The sequence below is a fragment of the Streptomyces sp. BA2 genome, assembly GCF_009769735.1.
Taxonomy (GTDB): domain Bacteria; phylum Actinomycetota; class Actinomycetes; order Streptomycetales; family Streptomycetaceae; genus Streptomyces.
In genome coordinates this window covers 8579670-8604732 of the sequence record NZ_WSRO01000002.1, presented here as the reverse complement: position 1 = coordinate 8604732, position 25063 = coordinate 8579670, and the positions used below count along the sequence as shown (strand labels likewise).

General features: G+C 69.7%; 25 protein-coding genes. 14 read left to right on the top strand and 11 right to left on the bottom strand.

Going from position 1 to position 25063, the window contains the following annotated elements; all coding sequences use genetic code 11:
• The 3 genes from E5671_RS41200 to E5671_RS41190 all read right to left on the bottom strand — a co-directional run bounded on the left by E5671_RS41200 (window position 1) and on the right by E5671_RS41190 (window position 2258).
• Window positions 1–753: a methyltransferase domain-containing protein gene (locus tag E5671_RS41200; protein WP_160509321.1), complete on the bottom strand. Its 753-nt coding sequence runs from the start codon at window positions 751–753 to the stop codon at window positions 1–3.
• 14 nt (window positions 754–767) lie between these two features.
• Window positions 768–1592, bottom strand: coding sequence for an endonuclease/exonuclease/phosphatase family protein (locus E5671_RS41195; protein WP_237330348.1), 825 nt, complete (start codon window positions 1590–1592; stop codon window positions 768–770).
• A gap of 171 nt (window positions 1593–1763) precedes the next feature.
• Complete coding sequence (locus tag E5671_RS41190) at window positions 1764–2258, bottom strand: TetR family transcriptional regulator C-terminal domain-containing protein (protein ID WP_160510749.1); 495 nt, start codon at window positions 2256–2258, stop codon at window positions 1764–1766.
• Between the two features lie 184 nt (window positions 2259–2442).
• Between E5671_RS41190 and E5671_RS41185 the strand changes: the two genes are divergently transcribed.
• The 4 genes from E5671_RS41185 to E5671_RS41170 all read left to right on the top strand — a co-directional run bounded on the left by E5671_RS41185 (window position 2443) and on the right by E5671_RS41170 (window position 6682).
• On the top strand, window positions 2443–3645 hold the full coding sequence (locus tag E5671_RS41185; RefSeq protein ID WP_160509319.1) for an FAD-dependent monooxygenase: 1203 nt from the start codon (window positions 2443–2445) through the stop codon (window positions 3643–3645).
• A gap of 112 nt (window positions 3646–3757) precedes the next feature.
• Complete coding sequence (locus E5671_RS41180) at window positions 3758–4402, top strand: dihydrofolate reductase family protein (RefSeq protein WP_160509318.1); 645 nt, start codon at window positions 3758–3760, stop codon at window positions 4400–4402.
• 90 nt (window positions 4403–4492) lie between these two features.
• Window positions 4493–5734, top strand: a complete 1242-nt coding sequence (locus tag E5671_RS41175) for an NAD(P)/FAD-dependent oxidoreductase (RefSeq protein ID WP_160509317.1) — start codon at window positions 4493–4495, stop codon at window positions 5732–5734.
• 9 nt (window positions 5735–5743) lie between these two features.
• Entirely contained in the window at window positions 5744–6682 is a 939-nt protein-coding gene (locus E5671_RS41170) for a sigma-70 family RNA polymerase sigma factor (protein ID WP_160509316.1), read from the top strand.
• Window positions 6683–6717: 35 nt separating this feature from the next.
• Here E5671_RS41170 and E5671_RS41165 read toward each other — a convergent pair whose 3' ends face one another.
• Window positions 6718–7770 carry a chitinase gene (locus E5671_RS41165; RefSeq protein WP_160510748.1) on the bottom strand — a complete coding sequence of 351 codons (1053 nt, stop codon included), beginning with the start codon at window positions 7768–7770 and terminating at the stop codon, window positions 6718–6720.
• A gap of 191 nt (window positions 7771–7961) precedes the next feature.
• On the opposite strand from E5671_RS41165, the gene E5671_RS41160 reads away from it, so the two are divergent.
• Window positions 7962–8696, top strand: coding sequence for an ankyrin repeat domain-containing protein (locus E5671_RS41160; protein ID WP_160509315.1), 735 nt, complete (start codon window positions 7962–7964; stop codon window positions 8694–8696).
• A gap of 49 nt (window positions 8697–8745) precedes the next feature.
• On the opposite strand, the gene E5671_RS41155 is transcribed toward E5671_RS41160, so the two are convergent.
• The 6 genes from E5671_RS41155 to E5671_RS41130 all read right to left on the bottom strand — a co-directional run bounded on the left by E5671_RS41155 (window position 8746) and on the right by E5671_RS41130 (window position 15443).
• Complete coding sequence (locus tag E5671_RS41155) at window positions 8746–9930, bottom strand: GDSL-type esterase/lipase family protein (protein WP_160509314.1); 1185 nt, start codon at window positions 9928–9930, stop codon at window positions 8746–8748.
• A gap of 96 nt (window positions 9931–10026) precedes the next feature.
• A complete protein-coding gene (locus E5671_RS41150; RefSeq protein WP_160509313.1) occupies window positions 10027–10599 on the bottom strand; it encodes a TetR/AcrR family transcriptional regulator in 573 nt (190 codons plus the stop codon).
• A gap of 125 nt (window positions 10600–10724) precedes the next feature.
• Window positions 10725–12242, bottom strand: a complete 1518-nt coding sequence (locus E5671_RS41145) for a DEAD/DEAH box helicase (protein ID WP_160509312.1) — start codon at window positions 12240–12242, stop codon at window positions 10725–10727.
• A gap of 163 nt (window positions 12243–12405) precedes the next feature.
• On the bottom strand, window positions 12406–12609 hold the full coding sequence (locus tag E5671_RS41140; RefSeq protein WP_100598391.1) for a cold-shock protein: 204 nt from the start codon (window positions 12607–12609) through the stop codon (window positions 12406–12408).
• Window positions 12610–12885: 276 nt separating this feature from the next.
• The gene (locus E5671_RS41135) at window positions 12886–14082 is read right to left on the bottom strand and encodes a carboxylesterase family protein (protein ID WP_160509311.1); all 1197 of its coding nucleotides are present in this window, start codon (window positions 14080–14082) and stop codon (window positions 12886–12888) included.
• Window positions 14079–15443 (bottom strand): MFS transporter, encoded by a 1365-nt coding sequence (locus E5671_RS41130; protein ID WP_160509310.1) that lies wholly within the window; start codon window positions 15441–15443, stop codon window positions 14079–14081. The genes E5671_RS41135 and E5671_RS41130 overlap by 4 nt, the downstream gene beginning before the upstream one ends.
• Window positions 15444–15658: 215 nt before the next feature.
• Here E5671_RS41130 and E5671_RS41125 point away from each other — a divergent pair, with 215 nt between their 5' ends.
• From E5671_RS41125 to E5671_RS41090, 8 genes are read left to right on the top strand one after another with little or no spacing between them, the layout of a single operon-like run.
• Complete coding sequence (locus tag E5671_RS41125; RefSeq protein WP_160509309.1) at window positions 15659–17134, top strand: 2-hydroxymuconic semialdehyde dehydrogenase; 1476 nt, start codon at window positions 15659–15661, stop codon at window positions 17132–17134.
• Entirely contained in the window at window positions 17131–17976 is an 846-nt protein-coding gene (locus tag E5671_RS41120) for a 2-keto-4-pentenoate hydratase (RefSeq protein WP_336605990.1), read from the top strand. The genes E5671_RS41125 and E5671_RS41120 overlap by 4 nt, the downstream gene beginning before the upstream one ends.
• A complete protein-coding gene (locus E5671_RS41115; protein WP_160509307.1) occupies window positions 17973–18938 on the top strand; it encodes an acetaldehyde dehydrogenase (acetylating) in 966 nt (321 codons plus the stop codon). The genes E5671_RS41120 and E5671_RS41115 overlap by 4 nt, the downstream gene beginning before the upstream one ends.
• Window positions 18935–19966, top strand: a complete 1032-nt coding sequence (gene dmpG / locus E5671_RS41110; RefSeq protein ID WP_160509306.1) for a 4-hydroxy-2-oxovalerate aldolase — start codon at window positions 18935–18937, stop codon at window positions 19964–19966. Before E5671_RS41115 ends, dmpG begins: the two co-directional genes overlap by 4 nt.
• Window positions 19967–19989: 23 nt before the next feature.
• Window positions 19990–20799, top strand: coding sequence for a 2-keto-4-pentenoate hydratase (locus E5671_RS41105; RefSeq protein ID WP_443032766.1), 810 nt, complete (start codon window positions 19990–19992; stop codon window positions 20797–20799).
• On the top strand, window positions 20796–21251 hold the full coding sequence (locus tag E5671_RS41100) for a RidA family protein (protein ID WP_160509305.1): 456 nt from the start codon (window positions 20796–20798) through the stop codon (window positions 21249–21251). The genes E5671_RS41105 and E5671_RS41100 overlap by 4 nt, the downstream gene beginning before the upstream one ends.
• Complete coding sequence (locus E5671_RS41095; RefSeq protein WP_160509304.1) at window positions 21248–21769, top strand: 3-hydroxyanthranilate 3,4-dioxygenase; 522 nt, start codon at window positions 21248–21250, stop codon at window positions 21767–21769. Before E5671_RS41100 ends, E5671_RS41095 begins: the two co-directional genes overlap by 4 nt.
• Window positions 21770–21782: 13 nt before the next feature.
• A complete protein-coding gene (locus E5671_RS41090) occupies window positions 21783–22787 on the top strand; it encodes an amidohydrolase family protein (RefSeq protein WP_160510746.1) in 1005 nt (334 codons plus the stop codon).
• On the opposite strand, the gene E5671_RS41085 is transcribed toward E5671_RS41090, so the two are convergent.
• Window positions 22784–23713: a LysR substrate-binding domain-containing protein gene (locus E5671_RS41085; protein WP_160509303.1), complete on the bottom strand. Its 930-nt coding sequence runs from the start codon at window positions 23711–23713 to the stop codon at window positions 22784–22786. The genes E5671_RS41090 and E5671_RS41085 overlap by 4 nt on opposite strands.
• A gap of 215 nt (window positions 23714–23928) precedes the next feature.
• On the opposite strand from E5671_RS41085, the gene E5671_RS41080 reads away from it, so the two are divergent.
• A complete protein-coding gene (locus E5671_RS41080; protein WP_160509302.1) occupies window positions 23929–25038 on the top strand; it encodes a sugar ABC transporter substrate-binding protein in 1110 nt (369 codons plus the stop codon).
• Window positions 25039–25063 lie beyond the last annotated feature (25 nt).

The window sequence follows — 25063 nt, the reverse complement described above, 5'->3', positions numbered from 1 at the left end:
TCAGACCGCGTACCCCAGATACGTCACCACCGGGCTGCCCTCCGGCTCGAGCACCATCTCGACCAACTCCGGCAACTGTTCGTCGGTCAGCGTGCCGCGCCTGCGTCCGCGCGTCGCCCGCACCAGGCTCCGTACGTCGCGCGGCTTGAACGCCGAGACGTCCCGCGCCGAAAGCCCCGCCCGGTCGAGGGCCTCGGCGAGCTCCGCCGGACGGCGCAACCGGTGAGCGGCGTAGCGGCCGTGGGGCATGATGCGCGTGGCCGGGAAGGCCTGGAAGGCGCCGAGGTAGATGAGGCGGGACACGAGGGTGCGGTTCACCGTGTCGTAGACGAAAGCCCCGCCGGGACGCAGCACGCGCGCCGCGTCCGCGAGGACCGCGTCCGGATGTTCGGTGATCTCGAGGGTGTCGGCGCAGTACACGAGGTCGAAGGAACCGCCCGGAAGGTCGAGTGCCTCCGGGGGTGTCGTCCGGTAGGTGATGCCGAGACCGTCGTCCGCCTCCGAGGCGAGGGCCGTCGCGGCCAAGGACGGGTCGACAGCGACGACCTCGAACCCGAGCCGGGCGAGGCCACGCGCCAAGATGCCGCGCCCGCTGCCGACGACAAGCGCCCGGCTACCGGCCGCCGTGATGCCCAACTCCCCGAGCACGCGCCGCAGATACTCCATGCGTACGGACTGAAAGGTCAGGGCCCGGATGTGGCGGCCGTCGACGGCCGAGGCGGAGTCGAGTGCGATGCGCGGGGCGGCGGTCATGGATCAGGCTCCCCCTACGTTGGGTCCAGGTCAGTGTGCAGCAGGTTGTGGTCCGAGTACGAGGTGGATTCCACGCGGTGCCTGAGCGGGGCGATGCCTCGCAGGAAGATGTAGTCGAACTTGGTGTGCCAGTCGGTGGTCGTCTTGCAGGTGCCGGCGAGCGAGGGACGGCACTGCGGGTCCGTGTCCGTGGCCAGTTCCCACACCCGGGTGAGTTCGGGAGCCTCCGGCACGGCGTTGAAGTCGCCGAGAACGATCGCACGGTCGTGCCGGGCGACCTCTGCGGCGAGTACACCGACCTGCTCCGCTCGGACCTCTTCCTGGCTCCGCTGGGCGAGGTGCGTGTTGAAGACCCGGACGGACCGGCCGCCCACCGTCGTGGTGACCGCCATGTACCCACGGTCTTCGGATCCGCCGTCGGGGTACTCCACGTTCACACGGTCTGTCATCGGCGCCGCCGAGAGGACCGCCTGGCCGAAGCCACCCGGGTTCCACGGCACTCCCCCGCACCGGCCCCAACTGCTCAGCACCGAACCGTACTCGACGTGGTAGACCAGCCCGTGCAGGTACTGCAGATACTCCCGGATCCTCTCGACGTCACCCACGCACGCTTCTTGCAGGCCGATGACCTGGGGCGCGTACGAGGCGATCTCCGCGGCCCGGTCGACATCGCTCTCCTCGCAGGGGTTGCAGATGTTCCACGTCATGACGCGGTTCGGTACGACATCCCTGACGGCCTCGGGCGGTGATCTGTCGAAGAGGGCGTCGCTCGGCGCACTGGGGCCGACGAGCACCATGCAGGCCACGGTCATGGCACCCGCGAGCCATCGCGTGCTCATTCCGAGCACCATCGCCTCCTCAGTGTGGGTGCACATGGCAGTGGGTGCACATGGCATCTGACGTCTCCATGCACGAGGTTATGGGACGGGGTGGACAGCAACACCTGCTTCTTGCTCATCACCAGACTCAACCACGGCCGTTTGGACCCACTCGATGCCCGCGGAGGAGGGCTACCGGAGCGCTGCCGCCACCAGGCCGCGGATCTCCTGCTCCGACACGGTCCCGCCCCCCACCAGACGGTCGAAGACCAACCCGTCCACACAGGTGAGCAGCGTGACGGTCCGGCCGTCGGCGTCCGCGACACCTTGCGCGGTCAGGAAGTCGCGTACGACCTGTCGCGCCGCGTTCTTGCGCGGCACGAGGATCTCCCGGAGTTCGGGGTGGTGCACGCTCTCGATGGCGCACGCGTAGCGCGCCAGGGAGCGTCGCCGCCTTTCGCCCGTGAGCTGTTGCTCGACGAACTCGGCGATCCCCGCCACCAGTTCGTCCGCGTTCCGTGGCACCGGCGTCCGTTCCCCGATCGCCTGGAGTTCCGCCTGGTCGACGGCGACGAGGCGGCGGGCGAGGGCGGTGAGCAGCGCCTGGCGTGTGCGGAAGTACGCCGATGTGGTGCCGGGCGGCAGGTCCGCCTCCCGGTCCACGGCGCGGTGGGTCAGGCCCCGCATCCCGGCGTCGGCGAGGACACCGATGGCCGCGTCGGCGAGGACGGTGCGTCGATCTGTGGTCCGATTTGTGGTCACCCCCCATTTCTACACCTGTAGAGGCAGTGGAGTACGCTCCTTCTACACCTGTAGAAGGATGCGGGAGTCTTTAGAAGTCCGCTGCACGGCAAACACGAGGGGGCCACACATGGGCAGCAGCGCGGTAGTTGTCGGCGGAGGGATCGGCGGCCTGGCCGCCGCCATCGGTCTGCGGCTCATCGGCTGGGAGGTGACAGTCATCGAACGCGCCCCCGTGCTCGACGACGCGGGCGCGGCCATCTCTCTGCACGCCAACGGCATCCGCGCCCTGGACGCCCTCGGCGTCGGAGAAGTGATCCGCGCCGCCGCTCGGCCCCAGTACAGCGGCGGCACCCGTAACCCGGCCGGAGGCCGCCTCGCGCGGATGGACGGAGCCGCCCTGGAGCGCGAGTTGGGCACACCGATCGTCGGCATCCCCCGCGCCACACTGCACCGCCTGCTGCGAGAGGCCCTGTCGCCCGGTTCCCTGCTCCTCGGGGCCGAGGCCGCGTCCGTCGACCGCTCGGATCCCGCCCGGCCGCGGGTCCCCCTCGGGGACACCGTCCTGGAGGCGGATCTGGTCGTGGCCGCCGACGGCCTCAACAGCCGCCTGCGCACCCAGCTCTTCCCGCACCACCCCGGCCCCGCCTACAGCGGATCGACGGTACTGCGCGCCATCACCGAGCGCCCCGTCGACGTACGCGGCGACTTCGAACTGACCTGGGGGCGCGGCGCCGAATTCGGCCACATCGCCCTCGCCGACGGCCGCGCCGAGTGGCACGCCGTCCTCAACTCACCTGCCGGAGTGCGCTATCCGGATCCCCTGGCCGAGATGCGCCGCCGTTTCTCCGGCTGGCACGAACCGATCCCGGCGCTGCTGTCCGCGACCCGGCCCGGCGCCGTGCTGCACCACGACATCCACGAGCTGACCACTCCGCTGCCCGCCTACGTCGTGGGACGCACCGCCCTGCTCGGTGACGCGGCCCACGCCATGACCCCGAACCTCGGCCAGGGCGCCTGCCAGGCACTGGAGGACGCGGCCGTACTGTCCGCCGCGCTCGCCACCGAGCCCACCGTCGAATCGGCACTGACCCGTTACGACACCGAGCGCCGCCCACGCAGCCAGTCCGTGGCACGCGCCGCCCGCCTGGCCGGCCGGATGGGTCAGCAACTGACGCACCCCCTGGCCATCGCCCTGCGCAACACGGCCCTACGGCTGACCCCCTCCCGTACGACCATCCAGGCCATCCTGCGGCACGCCAACTGGACACCGCCGAGCCTGGGCCCGCTGGATGCGACAGCCCCCTACCCGTGTCCGCCCGAGCGGCCCTGACCCTCCCGATGCCGCTGAACGCCGCGCCGATGACTTTTCCCGGCGAGGACGGTCCTACCGTTGCCACCAACACAGGTCCGCCAACACAGGACCGCCACCCGGGAGAAGTCACATGACTCAGTTGCTCAGAGTGCAGAACTTCGGCGTATCGCGGGACGGATTCGGTGCCGGAGAGAATCAGAGCCTCGAGAGGCCGTTCGGTGACGCCGACCCCGGGGACGTGCTCTCCTGGGCCGGAGCCACGGCGAGCTGGCCCAATCGCACCGACGCCGGGGGCACCCGCGGGCTCGACGACTACTTCACGCGGGACTTCGCCCGCAACATCGGCGCCGAGATCATGGGCCGCAACAAGTTCGGGCCCCAGCGGGGGCCCTGGCAGGACCATGAGTGGCAGGGCTGGTGGGGCGACGAGCCCCCGTTCCACACCCCGGTGTTCGTCATGACCCACCACAAGCGGCCTTCGTTCACCCTCTCCGACACCACGTTCCACTTCGTCGACGGCGACCCGGCCACGGTCCTCGACCAGGCGCGGGAGGCCGCACAGGGCAAGGACGTGCGGCTCGGCGGCGGTGCGACCACCATCCGGCAGTTCCTCGACGCCGACCTCGTCGACACCCTTCATGTGGCGGTCTCCTCGGTGAAGATCGGATCCGGGTCACGGCTGTGGGAATCCCCCGACGAGCTGCTCGACCGTTTCCACCTCGAGGTCGTGCCCAGCCCGAGCGGAGTGACGCACCACCTGTTTTGGCGAAGGTGACGAGAGGTGACCCACCTCACACCTCACCCCTGTCAGAAATCGCGGCGCTGTCCCGCTCAAGGGGCAAGCGATTCAGACAGGAGCCACATCATGAAGCACCGCATCCTCGTCCTCGGCGCCGGATACGCCGGAACCTTCGCCGCCGGGAGCCTGGCTCGTCGCCTCTCGCCCGCCGACACCGAGATCACCGTCGTCAACGCCGAGCCGGTCTTCGTCGAGCGGATGCGCATGCACCAGCTCGCGGCGGGCCGGGAACTCGCGACCCGGCGGCTCGCCGACGTGTTCGCGGGCTCCGGGGTACGGCTGCGCGTCGCGCGCGTCACCGCGGTCGACCCGGACCGCAGGACCGTCACCGTGACCGGCGAGGACGGGGACGGCGACGGGGACGGCGAGCTCACGTACGACACGCTGCTGTACACGCTCGGCAGCCGCGTCGCCGACCACGGCGTCCCCGGCGTGGCCGAGCACGCCTTCGACGTCGCGGGACGGCCGTCGGCGCTGCGGCTGCGCGCACGCCTGGACGGTCTGGGCGGAGCCGGCTCCGTACTGGTCGTCGGCGAGGGCCTGACCGGCATCGAGACCGCCACCGAGTTCGCCGAGTCGCACCCCGGTCTTTCCGTGGCGCTCGCCGCCCGTGGCGAGCTGGGAGCCTGGCTCTCTCCCGGGGCCCGGCTCCACCTGCGCGAGGCCTTCGACCGGCTTGGCATCACCGTCCACGAGCACACCGCCATCGAAGCCGTGGGGGCGACGTACGCGATCGGCGCCGACGGCACCTCGTACCCGGCCGACGCGACCGTGTGGACGGCCGGGTTCGCCGTCGACCCGATCGCGGCCGCCGCCGGTCTCGAGGTCACCGAGGGCGGCCGGATCGTCGTCGACGACACCATGCGCTCGGTCTCCCACCCGGACATCTACGCCGCGGGCGACAGCGCGTACGCGATCGGCGACAACGGCAGGCCGCTGCCGATGTCCTGCGCCTCGGCGGGGTACACCAACATGCAGGCGACGGACACGATCGTGGGACAGTTGACCGGGCGCCGGATTCCGAGCGTCAAGAAGAACTACATCGGCAACCACATCAGCCTCGGGCGGTACGACGCGATCTTTCAGATGGTCGACAGCGACGTACGGGCGAAGTCGTGGTTCCTGGGCGGCCGGAAGGCCGCGCGGCTCAAGGCGGGCGTCCTCAGGGGCAGCCTGTGGGGCGTCGCGCACCCGACCTTCGGCATGCCGAAGCGCAAGCGCCGCCTGACCGCGACCACAGGGGCTGCCCCCCTGACAACTGCCGACAGCACGGCCGTGGCCACCGCACCCGGAAAGGCCGCGGCATAGGATCGTCGCATGGACAGCATCGCCGCTGACCGCTTCGAGGCCGACCGGACCCGGCTGGCCTCGCTCGCGTACCGTCTGCTCGGCTCGGCCGCCGACGCCGAGGACATAGTGCAGGACGCGTACCTGCGCTGGCACGCCGCCGACCGGGAGCGGATCGAGGTGCCGGAGGCCTGGCTGGCCAAGGTCGTCACCAACCTGTGCCTGGACCGGCTCCGTTCGGCACCGGTGCGCCGCGAGCGCGCGGCCGGGGCCTGGATGCCCGAGCCGCTCCTCGACGGCGACCCGATGCTCGGCCCGGCCGACACCTTCGAGCAGCGCGAGTCGGTGTCGCTGGCCGTCCTGACCCTGATGGAGCGGCTCTCGCCGGTCGAACGGGCCGTCTACGTCCTGCGCGAGGTGTTCTCGTACGCCCACTCCGAGATCGCCGAGATCCTCGACATCTCGGAGTCCGCCAGCCAGCAGCACGTCCACCGGGCCCGGCGCCGGGTCGCGGCCGCGCGCCGCGGCGGCGGCGAGGTCGACCCGGCGTCCGCGCGCGACGTCCTCGAGGAGTTCCTGGCCGCCGCGTCCTCAGGTCGTACCGAACGTCTGGTGGCGCTTCTCACCGACGACGCGACCGCGGTCTCCGACGGCGCGGGACTCACCAGGAGGCTGTGGCGCTACGAGACCCCCGAGCGGATCGCCACCATGATGCGCACCGCCTTCAAACCCACCCCCGCGAAGCGACGCCTGGCCGGCGGCTCACCCACGATCCACATCGGCCGGGTCAACGGCTGGCCCGCCGTGCTCGCCGCGCTCGATGACCGGATCGTGGGCGCGGTGGCGTTCGAGATCAGCGACGGCAAGGTAGCGGCGGCCCACGGCTTCGCCGCCACGGAACGACTCACCCGCCTCACCGAGATGTGGCCCCAACACGAACCGGACGCACCGGCCATCGCCCAGTGGTGACCGACGCCTTCGCCGAGTGATGCGCGGTTCCCGGGCTAGAGCAGCTTCTTCACGTTGTCGCCGAACGTCCATCCCTTTGAGCCGTCCCAGTTGATGGACCAGGTCATCAGGCCCTTCAGCGCGCCGTTGTAGTGGTTCCACGCCTGGGTCACCAGGCTCGGGGTCATGTAGCCGCCGCCCGCCCCCGGTTGGGCGGGCAGGCCCGGGACCTGTTTGTCGTAGGGGACCTTGATCGTCGTGCCCTGGACGACCAGGCCCTTGTTCAGGCAGTCCGTCTGTGCGATGAAGCCCTGGACGGTTCCGGCGGAGTAGGAGTCGCCGGAGCAGCCGTACATGCTGCCGTTGTAGTACTGCATGTTGAGCCACCAGAGGCGGCCGTTGTCCGCGTACTTCTTGACGATGGGGAGGTACGCGCCCCAGATCGAGCCGTACGCCACGCTGCCCCCGGTCACGTACGCCGTCTCGGGCGCCATCGTCAGGCCGAAGTTGGCGGGCATCCGGGCGAGGACGCCGTCGATGATGCGGACGAGGTTGGCCTGCGACGCGGAGAGCTGGTTGATGTTGCCGCTGCCCACGAGGCCGGTCTCGATGTCGATGTCTATGCCGTCGAAGTTGTACTTCTTCAGGATCGGCACCACGGTCTCGACGAAGCGGTCGGCGACCGTGCTCGAGCTGAGGTCGATACCCGCCGTCGCGCCGCCGATCGACATCAGGATCGTGGCACCGTTCGCCTTGGCCTGGCACATCTCGGCCGGTGTGGCGACCTTCACCGTCGAATCCATGCCGTCCTCCCACAGGACGGTGCCGTCGGAGCGGATGACGGGGAAGGCCGCGTTGATCACGTTGTAGCCGTGGTCGCGCATGCGCGTGTCGGTGATCGGCGTCCAACCGAACGGCGGGTGAACGCCGTTGGCGGCGCCGTCCCAGTTCTCCCAATACCCCTGGAGCACCTTTCCGGCGGGCTTCGACTTGACCGCGCACGTTTCGTCCTGCGCGGCCTGGGCGTGGTGGGCCGCTTGCGAAGCCGCGCTGCTCCGCGCCGCGCTGCTCTGCGCCGCACCGACGAGCACCGGCACCGCGAAGGCCATCGCCAGGCCCGCCGCCAGGAAACGGGACCGTGTTCGGCGCGGGGTGTGGGGAGAGGTTCGGGATGACACGCTTACCTCCTGGACTGTCGTGCCTGGAGACGTAAGTAGTGCGACGCGCCACACCGTAAAGTGGTCCAGACCTGCCGTCAATAGGTCTGGACCAACCCGATCAAGCAGGAGGTCTTCCCTTCATGGGCATCCTCAACTTCCTTGACCCGCTTGCCATTTCGGTGACCGAGGCCATCCGGAAGGGTGACGTCCCCGCGCTGCGTCAGCTCTTGGCCGACCGACCCTCGCTGGCCACAAGCCTGATCAGCCAGGACGGTCCTGCCGCGGGCCGGCGGAGCCTCCTCCACATCGCCACCGACTGGCCCGGCCACCACCCCCACGCCGAGGAGGTCATCGCCGCCCTCGTCGCCGCGGGCGCCGATCCTGATGCCCGCTTCGTCGGCACCCACACCGAGACGCCCCTGCACTGGGCCGCCAGCAACGACGACATCATCGCGCTGGACGCCCTCATCGCCGCGGGAGCCGACATCGAGGCCGACGGCGCCGTCATCGGCGGCGGCACCCCGCTCGCCGACGCGCGCGGCTTCGGTCAGTGGCGGGCGGCCCGCAGGCTTCTGGAGCACGGCGCCCGCGCGGACCTGCAGGATGCCGCCACCCTGGGACTGCTCGACCAGGTCGAGGTCTTCCTCGCCGCACCCGACTCCCCCACACGGTCCGCGATCACCAGCGCCTTCTGGGGTGCCTGCCACGGCGGCCAACTTCCCACCGCCAGGCGGCTGTTGCAGCAGGGGGCGAACGTGAACTGGATCGGCTACGACGACATGACGCCCCTGGACATCGCCCGCGCGCAGGGCGCCGATGACGTCGTCCAGTGGCTGCTCACCCAAGGAGCCAAGGGGCGCGCCGACTTCGGGTAGGTGACGACCTCAGGCCTTAAAGCCTTAAAGCCTTCAGGTCTTCGAGCCTTCAGGCCTTCAAGCCTGCGAAGGCGCCCTCTGCCCCGAAAGCCAGCTCGGTGAAGCGTTCGCCCATGCGACGGTGCGTTGCGGCGTCCGGGTGTATCTGGTCGGGCAGCGGGAGCTCGGCGGCGTCGGCCTCCCCGTACAGCTCACGGCCGTCGAGGTAGTGCAGGTTGGGGTCATCGGCCGACCGCTGCTCGACGATCCGGGCCAGCTCCTCGCGGATGACGCGCAACGTCAGCTTTCCGCTTGCACGCTCCGCCGGATCACCCATGGCCCTGAACGTCAGCCGTCCAGAGCCGAGGTCGCCGAAGTCCGGCGCGCTCGGGCCCGGGGTGTCCTCGTGGATGGGACACAGGACGGAGGAGACGACCAACAGCGGCGTGCCGGGGTGGCCTTCACGGATGGTGTCGAGAAAGCCGTGGACAGCCGGACCGAAGGCACGCAGGCGCATCAGGTCGGCGTTGACGACATTGATGCCGATCTTGACGCTGATCAGGTCGGCGGGAGTGTCCCGCAGGGTGCGAGCCGTGAACGGGTCGAGGAGCGCGCTGCCGGCCAGGCCGAGGTTGATCAGCTCGACACCGCCGAGGGAAGCGGCGAGGGCGGGCCAGACGGCGGTGGGGCTCGCCGCGTCGGAGCCGTGGCTGATCGAACTGCCGTGGTGCAGCCACACCTTGCGGCCCCGGTCCGGTGCGGGCTCGACGGGCGCGTCGGTGCGCAGCGCGATGAGTTCGGTGGTCTCGTTGTGCGGCAGCCAGATCTCGATGTCCTTGGCGCCGTCGGGCAGTTCGGTGAAGCGCAGGGTGCCGGCCGGGCCGGACCGGCGCTCGACGGAACCGTTGGTCATGTCGATGGTCAGGGTGTTGCCGCCGCTCACGGGGGCCTGACCGGCCAGGTGGCCGTCCACCAGCAGGTCGTACAGGCCCTCCGGGCGGGGCGGTGCGCCCACGTAGTCGCGCCTGGTGCGCAGCGTGTCCAGTTCGATGGCGGTGGCGCGGGTGCGGAAGACGAGACGTACACCGGAGGGCTGGGATTCCGCCATGGCCAACTGTCCGTCGGCGCACTGGGCGCGGGCCCATGCGGGCAGCCGGTGCGGCAGGACGCCGTGCGCGGTGCGCTCCAGGTCGAGGGCGCCGCGCAGGATGTCCGCGGTGATGGGTGTGTCGATCCAGTCGTACTCGGGGTCCATGGTCTCCGCCTGCTGATCATCGTGTCTGGGCTGTCGGTCCGGGTTGCCGGTCCAAGTGCCGGAAGGCCCCACGGAAGCCGGCCTGTGCGGACCCGGTCAGGGCGCGGGGGGCCAGTTCCGCAGCAGGGAGTCGAGGGCGTCCAGGATGCGTGCCCACGATTCCTGCGAGTCCGGCTCGCTGTGGCTGAAGCCCCCGGCCATCTCCAGGCTGACGTAGCCGTGGAAGACGCTGCCCAGCATCCGGACCGCGTGGGTCTGGTCGGGCTCCGTCAGGTCGTATCCGCGCAGGATCGCCCGTGTCATCTGTGCGTGTCTGACGCCCGCGCTGGCGGCGGCCGTCTCCGGGTCGAGCCTCAGCTGGGCCGCGGCGTAGCGCCCGGGGTGCTCACGGGCGTAGTCCCGGTAGACGTCGGCGAACGCGGCCAGCGCGTCCTTGCCTGACCGCCCGGCCAGCGCGGCGGCACCCCGGTCGGCGAGCTCCTCCAACGAAAGAAGGGCGATCCGCGTCTTGAGGTCCTGTGAGTTCTTCAGGTGCGAGTACAGACTCGCGACCTTCACGTCGAAGCGCCTGGCGAGCGCCGAGACGGTCACCTGCTCGAAGCCGACCTCGTCGGCCAGCTCGGCCCCGGCCTGCGCCAGGCGCTCCGCGGTCAGTCCTGCGCGAACCATGACGCCCCTCTCCTTCGGCATAACCGATTATGCAGTTGCCTAATACCTTTAGGCAAATCGGTTAATCGTTGAGGAAGCGGCAGACGGCGTCAGGGTTCGGACGGTGGGAAGAACGCTCCCGTCGGTCAGGCAGCGCGACGCACCCGTGCGGCCTTACGGGCCTCAGCCATCTCGCGGGATTCGGCCGTACGGCGAGAGCCACCCCCGGAGCGGCCGGGCTGCCCCGGACGCGTACCCATCCCCCGGAAGGGGGCGCCACCGCGCTGCTTGGGGCGATCGGCGGGCGCACTGCCCGCGATCGGCACGCCGGAGGGGACCTTCGCGCCGGTGATGCGGCTCAACTCGGCCTCGCCGGAGCGCACTTGGGTGATCCGCGGCCTGATCCCGGCAGCGGACATCAGACGGCTCATGTCGCGGCGCTGGTTAGGCGTCACGAGGGTGACGACGCTGCCGGACTCACCGGCGCGTGCCGTACGGCCGCCGCGGTGGAGGTAGTCCTTGTGGTCGGTGGGCGGGTCGACGTTGACCACCAGGTCGAGGTTGTCGACGTGGATGCCGCGAGCCGCGACGTTCGTGGCCACCAGGACCGTCACCGCACCGGTCTTGAACTGGGCGAGGGTGCGGGTGCGCTGGGGCTGTGACTTGCCGCCGTGCAGCGCCGCGGCCCGTACGCCGCTGCCCATCAGGTGCTTGGTGAACTGGTCGACGGCGTGCTTGGTGTCCAGGAACATGATCACCCGGCCGTCGCGGGCCGCGATCTCGGTGGCGGCCGCCATCTTGTCGGCGCCGTGCACGTGCAGTTCGTGGTGCTCCATCGTGGTGACCGCGCCCTTGGAGGGGTCGACCGAGTGGACGACCGGGTCGTGGAGGTAGCTGCGCACCAGAAGGTCGACGTTGCGGTCGAGCGTGGCGGAGAACAGCATCCGCTGGCCGTCGGGACGCACCTGGTCGAGCAGTTCGGTGACCTGGGGCATGAAGCCCATGTCGGCCATCTGGTCGGCCTCGTCGAGGACGGTGATGCTCACCCGGTCCAGGCGGCAGTCCTTGCGCTCGATGAGGTCCTTGAGGCGTCCGGGCGTGGCGACGACGACCTCCGCGCCGGTGCGCAGCGCACCGGCCTGCCTGCCGATCGACATGCCTCCGACCACCGTGGCGATACGCAGCTTCAGCGACCGGGCGTACGGAGTGAGCGCCTCGGTGACCTGCTGGGCGAGCTCCCGAGTGGGAACGAGGACCAGGGCGAGGGGCCGCTTCGACTCGGCGCGCTGACCTGCGGTGCGCACGAGGAGCGGGAGTCCGAAGGCGAGGGTCTTGCCGGATCCGGTGCGGCCACGGCCCAGTACGTCCCGGCCCGCGAGGGCGTTCGGCAGCGTGGCCGCCTGGATCGGGAAGGGCTCGGTCACGCCGAGGCCGGTGAGCGTCTTCAACAGCGGGGCCGGCATGTCGAGTTCGGCGAAGGTCTCCGCCGCCGGCAGACCCGGGGTGATGGTGACCGGCAGGGCGAACTCGCCCTGGGGGGCGGAGGGCCTGCGGCTGTAACCGCCGGAGCGGTTGCCGGGACCCTTGCGGGGGTTGGCACCGCGGGGGCCGCCGCTGTTGCGGGGATTGGAATAGCGGTCGTTCGTGCGAGCTGAACGGTTCATGGAGAACCTTCCTCGATATGGCACGCATCGAGGAATTCTCGGTGAATTTCAACCGAACGAATTGCAAGCACGAGCCGAATAAAAGACAAAACTTCTGTAAACAGCAACGAGCTGGTGCCCGCACCGTGAGGTGCGGGCACCAGCGTCGTCTTACGCTTCAGCGTCAGGCAGGAACGATGTTCTCCGCCTGCGGGCCCTTCTGGCCCTGAGTGACATCGAAGTTCACCTTCTGGCCTTCCTGAAGCTCACGGAAGCCCTGGGTGGCGATGTTCGAGTAGTGGGCGAAGACGTCGGGGCCGCCACCCTCCTGCTCGATGAAGCCGAAGCCCTTTTCCGAGTTGAACCACTTCACGGTGCCAGTAGCCATACTAAATATCTCCTTCGGGGCAAGCTCCGGGACCCGCACTGTGCGAACCCCGGCGTCGCCACGTTGATTGCCCCGTCCGGGAAACTTCTCCCGGAAATACAAAAGTGCCCGGCGGAATAGATCCGCCAAAGGCACTTGAAGTCTTATGGGAACCACAACTGCAACTACGATCAACAGTAGCACGAGATGGGCTTCACGGCACGGGCAAGCGCTACATATTTCGCCCGACCGGCCCTGGGCCCGCACCACATTGCGGAAATTTGTGGACCTCTGGTCTCACCAGGGGCGGGAAATGGCCCCCGGCATCCCGAGCGTCCCGAGCGTCCCGGTGCGGGCGAACGTGGTCCAGGCGGTACGCAGCTTCGAGCCGAGTGCGTCCACGTCCTCCCAGGAGACGGCCCCGAGCATCGGTGACGCCCGCCACGCCTCGCGCGAGCCGAAGAGGAGGGGGAGTTCGAGGCAGTGGGTGGCACCGAAGGCCGATCCGGCCGGGCGCCAGTCGAGGCGGTACGTATACACCTGGGCGCCCGCTCGTGCCGCGCGCGCCCCGAAGAGGGAGAGGGGCTCTTCGTAGGCGCGGCGGGTCAGGTCCGCCACGTCGTCGCCCTCGCCGGGGAACGCGCTCATGTCGTCCAGGTTCCAGCCGTACAGGATGTCGAGGCCGCGTACGTGATCCTCGAAGGACACCGAGGAGGGGTGGGCGGCCTCCACGGGGGTGAACGCGGGTTCCATCGTGCTGCCGGAGCGGCTCAGGTTGGCCACGGCGGTCTCGCGCTGGGCCGCCAGGATCGCGGGCGCGTCAGCGGTGCGCGGGTCCGTGGCGAGGAAGTCGGCGAAGAGGCGGCCAAGGATCTCGGCGTCCTCGCGGGGGCGGGCCGCGAGCGCGAGCGGGGCGCTCTGCAGGATCGCGCGGCGGAAGAGTCCCCTGGCCTCGGGCATGTCGAGGAGGAGGCGGATGGAGAGGGCGCCGGCCGACTGGCCCACCACCGTGACGTTGCCGGGGTCTCCCCCGTAGGCGGCGATGTGCGCGGCGACCCAGCGGAGGGCTTCCAGCTGGTCGTACAGGCCGAGGTTGCCCTCGCTGATCCCGTCGAGGCAGAGGTAACCGAGCGCGCCGAGACGGTAGTTGACGCCGACGACCACCACATCGCCCTGGGCGGCGAGCGCGCCGCCGTCGTACCAGTCCATCAGGCCGGCTCCGCTGCTGAACCCGCCGCCGTGCAGCCACACAAGCACCGGGCGTGCCCCGGCGTCGCGGGCCGGTGTCGTGATGGACAGGTTCAGGCAGTCCTCGCCCTGCGGGTGGCGGTCAAGGGGCGGGCCCATCACCGCGTCGAGCCTGGAGGGCAGCTGCGGGCAGATCTCGCCGCTGGAGGGGCGGGGGTCCGGGTGCGGCACGGGCCGTGGGCGGACGAAGCGCTCCGCGGTGGCGTAGCGGACGGGTCCGGTGCGGATCATCGTCGGTTCGGTCATGCGTCGGCGCCCTCCGTGGCGAGTACGGCTGCACCGGGCGCAGTCTCCGGCACCGTACGGAACAGCGCCACCGCCCCGGCGAGACTGATCCCGCACATGCCCACGAGATACCAGGTCACGCCGGCCGACGAGGAACCTTCACCGGAGTCGAGGAGCGCGGTGGAGATCATGGGTGCGAGCCCGCCGCCGAGGATGGCGCCGCTCTGGAGGATGAGCGAGGACCCGGAGTAGCGGACGTGGACGGGAAACGTGTCGGCGATGATGCCGCCCTGCACACAGTGGGTGACCGGAATGACGAGGCCCATTCCGGCGAGGGCCACGACGGCAAGGGCGGAATTCCCCGTGTCGAGCAGCGGGAAGAAGGCGGCACACCACACCAGGATCGCCGCTGAGCCGCCGATGAACATCGTTCTCCGGCCGTACCGGTCGGCGATTTTCGTCCATACGGGAATGGTGGCGAACCACAGCACCGCGGCCGCCGTCACGCTCAGGATGAGGAATTGTTTCCCGTAACCGAGATGCTTCGTGCCGTACGACAGCGTGAACACCATGAACACATAGGCGACGGCGGAGTTCGCGACGACAGCCAGCAGGGTGAGGCCGAGGCGCGGGAATCCGACCTTGAGTGCTTCCGCGAGCGGGAACTTGACCACATGATGCTGCTCGCGAACGCGGTCGAAGGACGGTGATTCGGTGACCCGCAGCCGGATCACCAGGCCCACCGCGACGAGAACGAAGCTCATCAGGAACGGAATCCGCCAGCCCCACGCGGTGAACGCGTTGTCTCCCATGAGGGAGTTGGTGGCGAGGAAGATGACATTGGCGAGGACCAGACCCGCCGGCGTTCCCATCTGCGGGAAGCCCGCGTACAGATTCCGCTTTCCCTTCGGGGCGTGCTCCATGGACATCAGGGTCGCCCCGGCGCCCTCGCCTCCCAGTCCGATGCCTTGGACCACGCGCAGGAGAACCAGCAGGACGGGCGCCCAGAATCCGATCGCGTCGTAGTTCGGGATGGCGCCGATCAGCGTGGAACCGACACCCATCAGAACGAGGGAGACCACCAGGGTCGCTTTCCGCCCGATGCGGTCTCCGAAATGGCCGAAGACCAGGCCGCCGAGGGGCCGGGCGACAAAGCCGACGGCGAGCGTGCTGAATGCGGCGAGGGTTCCCGTGGCGGGACTCAGCGAGGGAAAGAACTGCTTGTCGAAGATGAGTGCGGCGGCTGTGCCGTAGAGGAAGAAGTCGTACCACTCGAGCGTGGTACCGGCCAGCGTCGCGACGGCCGTTCTTCCGGGAGAGGGAGCGGTTCTTTCGCCGCCCACGGTTTCTTCCTGAGACGTCGGCGCGGATGAATGGCTCATGGGTGACCTGTCCGTCGGGTTCCGTCGGGTTCCGTTGGTCGTGGATCCTGACGCCGTGCTACATGACGCACAAATACCAAATCCGGGGCCTGGCATATCCGTTTGGGTATATCGGGGCCCTACTGGTCCTCGCCTCAGCGCTATACCAGTACGGATATAGCTGCGTACGAGAAGTTCATTTGTCCGGCATGACCACGGCTCCCAGAGTGGTGGTCATGACGGCAGACACACGGCGGTGGATCCGCAATTTCGTCGACGGCCAGTACGTCGACCCCGACGAGAACCACAGCTTCGACAAAGTCGATCCGGCCACCGGCCAGGTCCACGCCCGCGTCCATGAAGCGGACGCCACCCTCGTCGACCGCGCCGTCGCGGCGGCCCGGCGGGCCCTCGACGGCGGGTGGGCGGACACGGCGGTGCGCGAACGGACCGCGCTGCTGCGCCGCGCCGCCGACCGGATCGAGGAACGCTTCGAGGAGTTCGTCGCCGCCGAGGTCGCCGACACCGGGAAGCCCGTCACCCAGGCGCGGGAACTGGACGTCGCACGGGCCGTCGCCAACTTCCGCACCTTCGCGGACGTGGTCGCCGCCGCCGGTCAGGAGTCGTTCCTCACCGATCTCGCGGGTGGCCGCCGCGCCCTCAACTACGCGGTGCGCAAGCCGCTCGGTGTCGTCGCGGTCATCGTGCCGTGGAACCTTCCGCTGCTCCTCCTCACCTGGAAGGTCGCCCCTGCCCTCGCCTGCGGCAACGCCGTGGTCGTCAAGCCCAGCGAGGAGACGCCCGCGACGGCCACCCTCCTCGCGGAGGTACTGGCCGAAGTCGGGCTCCCCGCCGGGGCGTACAACGTGGTCCACGGCTTCGGCGACGACTCGGCAGGCGCGTACGTCACCTCCCACCCCGGCATCGACGGGGTGACGTTCACCGGCTCGTCGGCGACCGGCTCGCACGTCATGCAGACCGTCGCGCCCCGGGTCCGCCCGGTGTCGTTCGAGCTCGGCGGCAAGAACGCCGCCGTGGTCTTCGACGACGTCGACGTGGACGAGGCGCTGACCGGTCTGACCAAGTCGGTCTTCACGAACACCGGGCAGGTGTGTCTGTGTACCGAGCGGGTGTACGTCCAGCGGCCCGTGTTCCAGGACATCGCCGACGGCCTCGTGGAGCGGGCCGGGGAGCTGCGCCTGGGGCGCCCCTGGGACGCGGCGACCACCACGGGCCCGCTCATCTCGCGGAGCCACCGCGAGAAGGTGCTCGGCTACTTCGACCTCGCCGAACAGGCCGGGGCCAAGGTGCTGACCGGCGGTGGCACTCCCCGGCTCGGGCCGGGCCTGGACGGCGGCTCCTGGATCGAGCCGACCCTGTGGGCCGGTCTCACCAACGCCGACCGGGTCGTACGCGAGGAGATCTTCGGGCCCGTCGCCGCGCTCATCCCCTTCGACACCGAGGCCGAGGCGATCGCCCTGGCCAATGACACCGAGTACGGCCTCGCCGCGTCGGTGTGGACCAACGACCTGCGGCGCGGACACCGCGTGGCGCAGGCGATGAACGTGGGCATGGCCTGGGTCAACACCTGGTTCCTGCGCGACCTGCGCTCGCCCTTCGGCGGAGTCGGGCTCTCCGGCATCGGCCGCGAGGGCGGCGCGTCCTCCCTGCACTTCTACACCGAGCCGACGAATGTGTGCGTACAGCTGTGACCGAACTCCTTGAATCCGGCGCGGACTTGACCGCGCGCGTCGACGCCGCCGCGGAGCTGCTCACCCTCGCCGCGGCCACCCGCACCCCCTGCCCGCCGGTCCGCAGCCACCTGGGCGCCGACGACATCGACGCCGCCTATGAGGTGCAGCGCCGGGTCGCCGATGCCCGGGTGCTGGCCGGGGCCCGCAGGGTCGGCGCCAAGATCGGCCTCACCGCGCCCGTCGTACAGCGGCAGTTCGGTGTCTTCCGGCCGGACTTCGGCGTGCTCTTCGACGACATGGTCTACGCCCATACCGAGCCGCTGCCGCTCGGCCGGTTCCTCCAGCCGCGCGCCGAGGGTGAGATCGCCTTCGTCATCGGCCGCGATCTCGACCTGCCCGGCGCGTCCGTCGCCGATGTGCTGCGGGCCACCGAGTTCGTGCTCCCGGCCATCGAGATCGTCGACTCCCGGATCGCGGACTGGGACCTGGCCATCACCGACACGGTCGCGGACAACGCCTCCAGCGGCGCGGTCGTCCTCGGCACCACCCCGTACGGCCTCGACGCCCGCGATCTCGCCCGGGTCGGGATGACGCTCCACCGGGACGGCGAGCCCGTCTCCTTCGGTGCGGGCCACGCCTGCCTCGGCTCGCCCGTCGTCGCCGTGGCGTGGCTCGCGCGCGAACTGGCCGGGCGCGGGCGGCCGTTGCGCGCCGGGGACGTGGTGATGTCCGGGGCGCTCGGCCCGATGGTGCCGATCGTCGGGCCGGGACGTTTCCGCCTCGCCCTTGACGGGCTCGGCGAGGTCGAGGCCGTCGTCGAGGCGGCCGGCGAGGCAGCCCTCGTGGAGGAGAGCGCATGAGCACCCCAACCATCCGCGCCACAGCCCCCGTTCCGGTCGCCGTCATCGGCTCCGGCAACATCGGGACCGACCTCATGGTCAAGGTGATGCGCCTGTCGAAGACCCTTCGGATGAGCGCGCTGGTCGGCATCGACGCGGAGTCCGACGGTCTCGCCCGCGCCCGGCGGCTCAAGGTCGCCACCACCTACCGCGGCATCGACGGCCTGATGGCCATGCCGGAGTTCGCCGACATCCAGGTGATCTTCGACGCGACCTCGGCCAAGGCCCACGTACGCAACGCGGACATCGCCCGTCGGCACGGCAAGGCGATGATCGATCTGACCCCGGCGGCCATCGGCCCCTTCGTCGTGCCCTCGGTCAATCTCGACGAGCATCTGCACGCGCCGAACGTGAACATGGTGACGTGCGGCGGGCAGGCCACCATCCCCGTCGTGGCCGCGGTGTCCGAGGTCGCCCCGGTGGCGTACGGCGAGATCGTCGCCTCGATCTCCTCGAAGTCGGCGGGTCCCGGCACCCGGGCCAACATTGACGAGTTCACCGCGACGACCAGCGAGGCGATCCGCGTCGTCGGCGGCGCGGCGGTGGGCAAGGCCGTCATCGTGCTCAACCCCGCCGAGCCGCCGCTCGTGATGCGCGACACCGTGTACTGCCTGGTCGAAGGCGCGCCGGACCTGGACGTACGCGAGCGGATCGACGCCTCCGTACGGCGGATGGCGGCGGCCGTCCAGGAGTACGTCCCCGGCTACCGGCTGAAGCAGGACGTGCAGTTCGATCCCGTCGAGGACGTCATGGTGCCCGCCCTGGGGCGGCGGTTCACCGGCCTCAAGGTCTCCGTCTTCCTGGAGGTGCTCGGCGCGGGCCACTACCTCCCCGACTACGCCGGGAACCTCGACATCATGACCTCCGCCGCGCTCAGGACCGGCGAGAGGATCGCCGCACTCCGAGGAGGGGACACCGCATGAAGCTCTACGTACAGGACGTGACCCTGCGGGACGGCATGCACGCCATGGGGCACAACTACACCGTCGACCAGGTGCGCCGGATCGTCTCCGCGCTCGACCGGGCCGGGGTCGCCGCCATCGAGGTCGCGCACGGCGACGGCCTCGGCGGGTCAAGCGCCAACTACGGCTTCGGCGCCCACACCGACGAGGAGTGGATCGAGGCCGCGGCCGACGTGCTGCGACACGCGAAGCTCACGACCCTCCTCCTGCCCGGCATCGGCACCATCGAGCAGCTGCGCCGGGCCCACGGCCTCGGTGTACGCAGCGTCCGCGTCGCGACCCACTGCACCGAGGCCGACGTGAGCGCGCAGCACATCGCCTGGGCGCGCGAGAACGGCATGGACGTCTCGGGATTCCTGATGATGAGCCACCTCAACTCCCCTGGCGGCCTGGCCGCACAGGCCGCCCTGATGGAGTCCTACGGCGCCCACTGCGTGTACGTCACCGACTCCGGCGGCCGCCTCACGATGCGGGACGTCGCGGAGCGGATCGACGCCTACCGCCAGGCCCTGGACGACCGGACCGAGATCGGCATCCACGCCCACGAGAACCTCTCCCTGTCGGTCGCCAACAGCGTGACCGCCGTCGAGCACGGCGCACGCCGCGTCGACGTGGCCCTCGCGGGGCAGGGCGCGGGGGCGGGCAACTGTCCGGCGGAGCCGTTCGTCGCCGTCGCCGATCTCCTCGGCTGGGAGCACGGCTGCGACCTGTTCGCACTCCAGGACGCCGCCGACGACGTCGTACGACCGCTGCGCGACCGCCCCGTACAGGTGGACCGCGAGACCCTGACGCTCGGGTACGCGGGGGTCTACTCCAGCTTCCTGCTGCACGCCGAGCGCGCGGCCGTGCGCCACGGGATCGACACCCGGGAGATTCTCCTCGAAGTCGGACGCCGCCAACTGGTGGGCGGCCAGGAGGACATGATCGTGGACATCGCACTTGACCTGGCCGCGGGGCGCGCGGCCCTGACGGACGGGGGCACCAAGTGACCGGCTCGGCAAGGAACTTGACGGTGAGCTCGCTCCCGGACCCGGCCGTGCTCGACACGGCCACCGTGGACGCGCTCGCGTCGCGGCTCGACACCGCGCAGACGTCCCGCGCCGACACCCCGTCCCTCGCCGACACCCACGCCTTCGGCATCGACGACGCGTACGCGATCCAGGCGGCGCTGCTCGCGCGGCGCGAGGCGCGGGGCGAGCGGGTCGTGGGAGTGAAGCTGGGCTTCACCAGCAAGGCCAAGATGGCGCAGATGGGCGTCTCCGACGTGATCGTCGGGCGGCTCACCGACGCCATGCGCGTCGCGGACGGCGACGATGTCGACCTGTGCCGTTTCATCCACCCGAAGGTGGAGCCCGAGGTCGCCTACCGGCTCTGCCGTGACGTGGACCTGTCCGATCCCGCGACGGATATCGAGTCGTGCGTGGACGCGGTCGCACCGGCGCTGGAGATCATCGATTCGCGCTACCGGGACTTCCGCTTCACCTACGGCGATGTCGTCGCGGACAACACCTCGGCCGCCGCGTACGCGATCGGCCCCTGGCGCCCCGTGCGGGACATGTCCAACCGGGCGGTGCGGATGGTCGGTTCGGGAGCCGCGGGCTCAGCGGGGACGGAGGTGATCGGCTCCACCGCGGCCGTCCTCGGCGACCCGGTGCGCGCGCTGCACGCGCTCCTGGACATGTGCCGGCGCCGGGGCATCCCGCTGCGGGGCGGACAGGTGGTGCTCGCGGGTGCGGCGACGGCGGCCGTGCCGCTGACGGCCGGCGTCACCGCCTGCGAAGTCGCGGGGCTCGGGACCGTCAGCGTGCGGGGTGTGCGATGAGCGGGTCACGGGTTCTGGAAGGGCGGGCCACGCCCCGCGGGCCCTTCCCGCACGTGAAGGTCGTCGGTGACCTGGTGTTCGTGTCCGGGACGAGTTCGCGCAGGCCCGACAACACGTTCGTGGGCGTCGAGGTCGACGCGATGGGGACGACGAACCTCGACATCCGGGCGCAGACACGTGCGGTGATCGAGAACATCCGGGACATGCTCGCGGAGATCGGCGCGGAACTCTCCGACGTCGCCCAGATCACCACGTACCTGGTGTCCATGAACGACTTCGGCGGATACAACGAGGTCTACGGCGAGTTCTTCGACGAGCGTGGCCCCACCCGGACGACCGTGGCGGTGCACCAACTGCCGCATCCGCACCTGCTGATCGAGATCCAGGCCATCGCCCAGCTGCCGCGTACCGACCCGACACACTCGCACCGCACCACGGAGGTGGCTGCATGACCGACATCCCGCGGGTCATCGATTTCCGGGGCTGGATCACCGAGCACGAGCATCTGCTCAAGCCGCCGGTGAACAACAGGACCATGTCCCTCGGCAAGGACTTCATCGTCCAGATCGTCGGCGGCCCCAACCAGCGCACCGACTACCACCTCGACCCGTACGAGGAGTGGTTCTACCAGGTCAGGGGCGACATGCACGTCAATGTCATGACCGACGACGGGCCCGCGACCGTGCACATCAGGCAGGGCGAGGCCTGGCTGCTTCCGGGCAGGCTCCCGCACTCACCGCAGCGGCCGGACGCGGGGTCGATCGGTCTGGTCATCGAGCGGGTCCGCGAGGAGGGCACCCTGGAGAAGTTCCAGTGGTACTGCCCGGACTGCTCCGCCCTCGTCCACGAGATCGAGCTCCAGGTCCGGGACATCGTCGAGGATCTGCCGCCGGTCTTCGCCGAGTTCTACGAGAACGAGCGGGCCCGTGTCTGCCCGCAGTGCGGTGCGCCGCACCCCGGGAAGGGCTGACGTGGCGGACCGAATGATCGACGTCCACACCCATTACGTTCCCCGGGGCTGGCCGGATCTGACCGCCGATGCGGGGCCCGACGCGCCGTGGCTGAAAATCGAGTCCGAGTCCGACGCGGTGATCATGACGGGCACGAAGGAGTTCCGGCGCGTCCAGGCGGACTGCTGGGACGCGGAGACGCGCCTGCGCGACATGGACGCGGACGGCGTGCGGGCCCAAGTGGTCTCCCCCACCCCGGCGTTCTTCACCTACCACCGCAGCGGCCGGGAGGCCGCGAAGATCGCCCGCATCTTCAACGACCTGGCCCTGGAGATCGTCGCCCCCGCACCTGAGCGGCTCATCCCGTTCTGCCAGGTGCCGTTGCAGGACCCGGATGCCGCCTGCCGGGAACTGGAGCGGAGTGTCGCCAATGGCCACCGCGGCGTCGAGATCGGCAACCACGTCGGCGATCTCGATCTGGACAGCGAGGGCGTGGTCACCTTCCTCCAGCACTGCGCGTCGCTGGACGTACCGGTGTTCGTGCACCCCTGGGACATGCCCGACTCCCCCCGGCTCGACCGGTGGATGGCCCGGTGGCTGACGGCCATGCCCGCGGAGACGCATCTGTCGATCCTCGCGATGATCCTGGGCGGGGCGTTCGACCGCATCGACGAGCGGCTGAAGATCTGCTTCGCGCACGGCGGCGGGTCGTTCGCGTTCTGGCTGGGCCGGATGGAGAACGCCTGGCACGGGCGGAACGACATCATCGGTACGTCAAAGTTCCCGCCCTCGCACTATCTGGGCCGCTTCTACGTCGACTCCGTGGTCTTCGACGACCGCGCGCTGCGGCTCCTGGTCGACACGGTGGGCGCTGAGCGGGTGGTGGTGGGCAGCGACTATCCGTATCCGCTGGGCGAGCGCCCGGTCGGTGAGGTGGTCCGCAAGAGTCAGTTCCTCGACGGGCCGGACCGGCAGCTGATCACCCACGGCAATGCCGAGCGCTTCCTGGGCCTCCCCGGCCTCTCCGGACCGGCCTAGGCAGTGGCCGTCATCCCCGCGGCGACCTCCTCCAGGTTCCGGATCAGCGCCTCGGCGGAAGGGCTCAGCGTACGGGCGGCCGACAGGGTCAGGCCGACGCTGTGCCCGATCGGGTCGAGCGCGACCGGGAGGCGGACGATCCGGGTGTCGTCCCGGACGATCAGGCTGGGCAGTACGGCCACTACGTCTGTTTCCAGAAGGAGTTGACGGACGGTCAGGAATGAGGTGGTCTCGACGCGGTTCATCGGGAGAGCGAATCCGTGCCGCGTGAAGAACTCCTCGACCTCCCGGCGCAGCGCGGTCTCCGCTCCCGGCAGAATCCAGGGATAGTCCATGAGTTCCGCCAGATCGACGTCCGCTTTCCCGGCGAGGGCGTGCGCGGCCCGTACGACGAGTTCGACCGACTCGTCGTACAGCTTGCGCCGCACCATTCCTTCCCCCGAAGGCACCGTGAGCCGTCCGACGATGAAGTCGATGCGCCCGGCCTCAAGATCCAGGAGCAGCGCCTCGGGGGACGCCTCCCGGACGATCACCGTCAAGTAGGGGCGCCGCTCCTTGATCCGGGCGATGGCCCGTGGGAGCAGCACATTGGATCCGGCGAGGTGCGTGCCGACGATCACGGTGCCCCGGTCGGCGTCGGCGAGTTCCACTACATGGCGCCCCGCCTGCGTCAGCTGCGCGAGCACGGCCCGCGCGTGCTGGGTGAACGCCTCGCCGAAGACCGTGGCGGCGATGCCCCTGGGCCCGCGCTCGAAGAGCGTGACACCGAGGATGTCCTCCAACTCATGCAGGCTCCGCGTCGCCGCCGGCTGCGTCACGTGCAGCTCCGCCGCGGCCCCGACGACACTGCCCTGGCGCGAGAGAGCGTCGACGAGGATCAGGTGCCGGAACTTCAGTCGGCCGTCGAGCAGGCGGGGAATCTCCACACGGCGACCCTATCCGCGGCGATCCTCGCCGCACATTGCGGGCTCCGCCGTTGTCACGTGTAAATACGGGACAGTTCAAAACCGAAACGCACATTCCATTGCAATCTCGTTATGCATTGACTCCTTGACGCCGGGAACACTGCAGGGTTGGCTTTCAGCCATCTCGGATCACAACGAAGCGGTCCGATCGAGGAAGTGGGCGAATGAAATCCCGTATGCGTGAAGCCACCGTCGCCGTATCTGTGAGCGCCTTGGCACTCTCGCTCGCCGCATGCGGCAGCCTGCTGGACTCGGACGACGACGGAACATCACAGACCGAGAGGAAGGGTGACGCGGTCACCGTCGGTCTGCTCCTGCCCGAGGCGGAGACGGCCCGTTACGAGAAGTTCGACCACCCCATCATCGAGAAGCAGGTCAAGAAGCTCACCAACGGCAAGGGCAAGCTCGTCTACGCCAACGCCAAGGGGGACGCCGCCAAGCAGAACGGCCAGCTCGCCCAGATGGTCGCCGACAAGGTCGACGCGATCCTGGTGAGCGCGGTGGACGCGAAGAAGCTCGCGCCGGCGGTCAAGAAGGCGAAGGAAGCGGACATTCCCGTCATCGCCTACGACCGGCTCGCCGAGGGTCCCGTCTCCGGCTACGTGGCCTTCGACAATGAACTGGTCGGCCAGGTCCAGGGCCAGGCGATCCTGAAGGCGCTCGGCGGCGACCGCCAGAACAGCAAGATCGTCATGATCAACGGCGCGCCGACCGACCCGAACGCCGCCGTCTTCAAGGAAGGCGCGCTCTCCCAGCTCAAGAACCAGGTGGACATCGCCAAGTCGTACGACACCGACGGCTGGAAGCCGCAGACGGCCGGCACCCACATGACCGACGCGATCACCGCAATCGGCAAGGACAACATCGCCGCCGTCTACTCCGCCAACGACGGCATGGCGGGCGGCGCCATCAAGGCCCTCAAGGCCGCGGGCATCACCGACCTGCCGCCGGTCACCGGTCAGGACGCGGAGCTGCCTGCCGTGCAGCGCATCGTCACGGGCGAGCAGTACATGAGCGTCTACAAGCCCTACCCCGAAGAGGCCGTCGGCGCCGCGGAGATGGCGGTCCGGATCGCCCAGGGCCGCATGGTCGAGTACGACGCCCTGGCCGGGGACAGGTCCGAGAACGCCACCACGAAGAACATCCCCTCCCTCCTGGTCTCGGTCCGCCCTCTGACCCGGGACACCATCAAGTCCACGGTCATCAAGGACGGCATCTACAAGACCAAGGAGATCTGCACGGCCGAGCTCAAGGCGGCGTGCGCGACGGTCGGTCTCAAGGGCTAGGCCGATGAGCGGCTGCCCGGCAGAT